This window comes from Streptomyces atratus (assembly GCF_040655115.1).
Classification (GTDB): domain Bacteria; phylum Actinomycetota; class Actinomycetes; order Streptomycetales; family Streptomycetaceae; genus Streptomyces; species Streptomyces atratus_D.
Genome location: NZ_JBFAJH010000114.1, coordinates 1 through 5,207, shown reverse-complemented (window position 1 = coordinate 5,207; position 5,207 = coordinate 1). Strand labels below are relative to the sequence as shown.

Annotated in this window: 2 protein-coding genes; one reads left to right on the top strand and one right to left on the bottom strand. The window is 65.0% G+C overall.

Features of this window, described 5'->3' with window-relative positions:
- Positions 1-4,421 (bottom strand): DNRLRE domain-containing protein (locus AB0I23_RS41030; protein WP_359118323.1); only part of this gene is annotated, 4,421 nt, incomplete at its 3' end.
- A 343-nt stretch (positions 4,422-4,764) separates the two neighbouring features.
- Here AB0I23_RS41030 and AB0I23_RS41025 point away from each other — a divergent pair.
- On the top strand, positions 4,765-5,207 hold a 443-nt coding region (locus AB0I23_RS41025; protein ID WP_359118321.1), incomplete at its 3' end, for a hypothetical protein.

Here is a 5,207-nt window from a genome sequence, read left to right as displayed (position 1 = left end):
GTCACGTTGTTGTCCGCGTCCCAGTTCAGCTTGGTCGCCTGCGACTTGGCGTTGGTGATCTGGGTGGCCCGGCCGTAGCCGTCCGTGACGTAGGTGGTGGCGTGGTTCTCGGCGTCCGTGGTCTTCGTCTGGATCGTCGAACCGGACGTACCGTCGGGGTCGACGTAGTCGAAGACCGTGGAGCCGCCCAGCCGGTCCGTGATCGTCTTGGCCCGCCAGTGGAACGTGGGGTCGTCGCCGTCCTTCGGGGCGTAGTAGTCCAGCGATGTCGCGTTGCCCCGCGGGTCGGTGACCTTGACCAGCTTGACGTTCTTGTTGCCCTGCGTCGCGTCATAGGTGAACCGGAAGACCTTCGGCTGGGACGAGCCGTCGCCGTCGGTCATCTCGCCCATCAGGCCCTTGTCGCTGTAGACGAAGGACACCGTGCGGCCCGAGATGTCGGTCATCGACTTGACATGGTCGATGATCTTCGGGTTGGTGAGGTTGGTCCCCGTCTGCTTCACACCGGCGTCGTCGATGTACGGGTAGGTCTCACCCTTCGCGTAGTAATTGACGGTCAGGCTCTTGCGCCCCGCCGGGTCGGTGACGTAGCGCAGCAGTTTGGCCCGCTTGTTGCCGGAGGTGAGCTTCTCGTAGGTGTAGGTCTGGGTGTTGCCGTTCTTGTCGGCGATCGACGTGATGTATCCGTCGCAGTCGTACCAGAACTGGGTCCGGTCCGGACGGGTCATCTTCCACGCGCGCAGGTCGCCGCCCTTGCCGGGGTTGCAGTCGGCCCCCGCCACGCGTTCCAGCAGGTAATGAACACCCGCAGGCGCCTTCCAGGTGCTGGTTGCGGCGTCCCAGCGGAAGATGTGCGAGGTACCGTCACCGTCCGGCAGCGTCACTTCCGTCGGGTTCGGGTTCGGATGGAAGTCGAGCGCCCCGCCCAGCCGCAGCGGGGCGGCCGCCTGGCCCGACCAGCCCTGGCCCAGTGCTGTGTCGGAGGTGTCGAGCGAGTTGTAGTTCAGCCGGGCGAAGGTCGACAGACCGCGGCCCGGGTTGCTGAAGACGTTGTACGACCAGACGTTGTTGCCGGCGTTCACGTTGTTCATCACCGTTGAACCGGCGCCGGTGTTCTTGCCTGTATACGTGTAGAACTTCTCCAGGCCCAACTGGTTCGAGGTCGGGTCCTCCACCGCGACGCGCTGCTGAAGACCGGCGATGCCAGCCGACTGCGAGAGCCACTGGCCTGTTGCCTTGTTGTAGACATCCCAGGTCAGGACGTATTCGGTGCGCTTGTTGCCGGAGTCCGAGTTGATCGGGGCCTTCACCCGGGCATCGACTACGGCCGTCTCACCGACCGAGAGGGAGCTTTCCTCCATGCCGCCGGGGATTGCCGACTGGATCTGGTTTCCGCCGTTGGTGACGTCGGTGCCGTCGGGCAAGGACCACCGGTAGGACAGCACATAGTCCGCGATTCTCCATCGGGCGCCGGTGGTGTTGGAGACGTTGACCGGCGTGGTGATGGTGTCACCGGGGATCATCCGGGCCGGTGTCTGGGGCGCGGAGTACGTCCGGGACGTATCGAGGTAGGTCAGTACCAGCTGTGGTCGCAACTGAGCTTCGGATGCCTCCGAGGACAGGAACATGGTCTGCTCCTGCGGCCCTGTGCCCGTTTCGTTGTTCAGTTTGAGGAGTACGCCCTTGTTGACCGTCGGGTTGTTCAGCCAGCTCTGTGCGAGTGACGTGACGGACCACTCGTGCCAGCCGGACTCATTGCGCGTCAAGAAGGACTGCTGGCCTTGCAGGGAGCCGAAGTCGCCGCCTGGTGCTGTCCAGTTGGTCGTGGCGTTCGCCTTCGTCCAGGTGGCGGTCTCGTCGAAGTCCTTGTTCAGACCGTGGATGTCGAAGGCGGCACCGTTCGTGGCGCTGGTCGTGGTGGCGCTCCAGAGCCTGACGTCCGCGCCCAGCAGCCGGGCGCTCGACGGCAGGGCCGGGACCGGGAACTTCAGCAGCGCACGCGTGACGCCGAGAGTCGTCGAGTTGTTGCCGACGGCAAGCCACTTCTGCGCGGCACCATTGTTGCTGACCGTGTCATGGGCCGTGGTCGACTCTGTCGCGGACACAGTGGCGTCCGCGGCTGTGGCACCGGCCTGAATGATCTGAGTGGTCCGGTTGGGGTAGGGCGCGATCACCCGCTGGGTCGGAGCGCTGATGAGCTGCCCGTCCTGGTTCTTCACCGCGACCATGTAGTAGTAGGTCTTGATCCCGTCCTCTGCCCTCGGTTCACTCGGCTCGGCGGAGGTATCGGTGTATTTCGTTGACGTCTTGGCCACCGGCGCGACGAGCGTCGCCGCCGAGGCGGTGAAGTCGGGCGTCGTACCGCGGTGCACCTGGTATTCGACGATGTCGTCACCGGTGGCGGTCGATGGATCGACGTACGCGGACCAGGACAGCTCCGCACCGGTGTCGTGAATCGTGGCGGGTGCGGCGAGGGTGACGCCGGGACGGCCATAGGTGACGGTCAGCTTGGGGAAGACCGTGGGCTCGTCGGCCTGCCAACTGAACATTCCGTTATCGAGTTCGGAGGAGACATAGCTCGGCCCGCCCTTGCCCAGCACCGACTCGTCCGCTGCCTTGAGCACGAAACCGTTGTTGACGTTGGTGCCGTTGATCCAGGACTGGACCGTGTCGGTGACCGAGAAGGTGTGCCGGACACTGTTCAGGGCGTTCGCGCCCTTGGTCACCGTCGCGGCTTTGGTGAAGCGGACCGCGTCGGCGATGGTCCGCTTGGTGGAGTCACCGGTGTCGCCGAGGACGACCTTGCCGGCCGTACCCGCGGCGAAGGAGTGCGAACCGAGCTTCGTCCACACACCGGTGGTGCCCGTGGTCTGGTTGACCGTGTACGGTGCGGTTCCGCCGTTGTACGTCACCGTGTACGGGGCCACGGTGGTCGCGTCGGCCGTACCGGCGTGGTGCACGTCGACCGTGTAGGTGCCGGACTCGGGCAGCTTGGGCTGCCAGGTGTACGACTCCCCCGTGGCGGTGTTCTTGTTGTACGCGTAGTCATTGCCGATATTGATTCCGCCGGTGGTACCCACTACCGGCCACTCGCCGACAGCCGCAGTGGTGCCCGCGTCGCCGTCATCCACGGTGACCGAGGTGCCGGAGAGTTCACCGGTGATGCCCTGGGCGGTGCTCCAGGTGGCCTTGGTCTCGTCCCAGGCCGCGGTGGCCCGGTGAGCTTCGACGGTCATACTGTTGGCATTGGTGGTGTGCGTTTTATCGTAATACAGGCTGAGTTGCGCACTGTCGATCTTGGTGCCCCCCGGGATGGAGCCGAGCGGGAACTTCACCAGGGAGCGAACGATGCCGAAGGCGTTGGTGCCGACGTTGAGCGGGTAGCGGGTGCCCGCGCCGTCGTCGTCGTTGTAGTTGAAGGTGGGCGCCTGAGAGGCGATCATGGTGTCCTGCATGCCGGGCACCTGGGTGGCAATGCTGACCGTGGGATCGATCGCGACCGGATACTTCCGTTCCGGCGCGGCCAGCCATTTGGCGTCGGGCTCCACAGTGAGCCGCCAGCCCTTGCCCTCCCTGACCAGGCGCTGGCCGACCGCGTCGCTGTGCGCCTTCTTGGCGTCGGTCATGAAGGGCGCAGGGATGGTGAGTACCGGGCGCCGGGAGAACTCCCCGTACAGGTCTATCGCGCCGCTCTTGCGCAGCTTGGGAGTCAGCCCCTCGGTGGCCATCCTGAAGGTGAACTTCTGCGCGGCGGTGGGCCGCTGAGTGAGGACGATGTCCTCCTTCACCTCGCCCGGCAGTACGTTGTAGACGAGGTCGGCCTCACCCATGGCACCGGAGTAGCTGACGGTCGCACCTTCAGCCCGGGGTTTGAGTTTCCCGACCCCCTTGGGGCCGTCCACCAGACCGAGAGTGACGGCCTGCCCGGTCTCCGCCTCGAACCGCATCAGGCGACTCGGGTCCGACCCGAAGTAACTGCGCCCCGTATTGGTGGTGTTGGCGTAATCGAAGCCGTTACGGCCTGTCTGCCGGACCGTGGTGTCGATCGGCTTCCAGCCCTTCCCGTCCCGGTACGACGTCGCGCGTCCCGAGATCTCAGCCTCGATACGCCCGTCCGAGAGCTGCCAGTAACGCGCGTTGGCCGTGCGTCTGCCGGTGAGCTCCTTCAGGCGTGCGGCCTTCGGCGCCTTCTTGCCGTGGGCGAGCCGCTGGCGCTGCGGGACGTCGGTCCGAGCGGAGCGCCCGGGCTTGTCGTCGCCCTCGCCCTCGTCGGAGAACCAGCCCTTCACAGTGTCGATCAGACCGGGCTTGTCGCCCTCCGACCCGCTCGCCGTAGCGGCGAATGCCGGCACCTGCAGCAGCGGGCTGCACAATGCCCCCACCACTGCGACGGCCAGCAACCGTCTATATTTCGAAACCACGAAGAAATTCCTCTCATCTCATTCACCGCACCCGGATGAGCGCAGCAAAACGAGCCGTTTCGCACTTGGGCGAAACAGCCCGATCGCACCCGGCCTGTGGACCCAACCAGCCACGTTCAGCAGCACATTGAAAAGCCATCAGACCGAGCGCGAGAACGCTAGAGAGTCCCGACAAGCCATGTCAACCAGTCGGCGATAGCCCGATATGTGCCGACACTTTCTTTCAATTGTCTCCGCGTCAAGAATCGTTAAAATAAACCGAATTGTGAATGGAGTGGATTCACTACCAGCCAATCCGGTATAAGGGGCCGACTTTCATGAGCAGGCATAGGAGAGAGAAGCCATGACTCCCACCGGACAGGCGGAGATGAAGACCACGGAATCGGAAGACGTCCCCGAGGGAGGACAGGCCGCAGCAGCCACCCCGGCCGATCCGGTGCGCTGGGTGTCCCGGGCTCTGCTCCTCGGTGGGCTGGTGCTGCTTGCCGTCTCGGCGTTGGTCATCGCCCTGGTCTCACGCCCTGGTCAGAAGGAGACGGAGGAGGCGAAGATCCCGACGTACGACGTCACCTACACCGTCACGGGCACGGCAGATGTCAGCGTCTCGGTCAGCAAGGGCGGCGACGTCGCCCTGCCCAGTGGCATGCTCACCCGCTCCAAGCTGCCCTGGACCAAGCACATTTCCATGCCGGCGGACGGCACGCCCCCCACCATGGAGATCCTCCTCGGCGAAAAGGGCGGCCGCGCCGAGTGCGCCATCAGCGTCCGTGGCCGATTCGCCTCCCG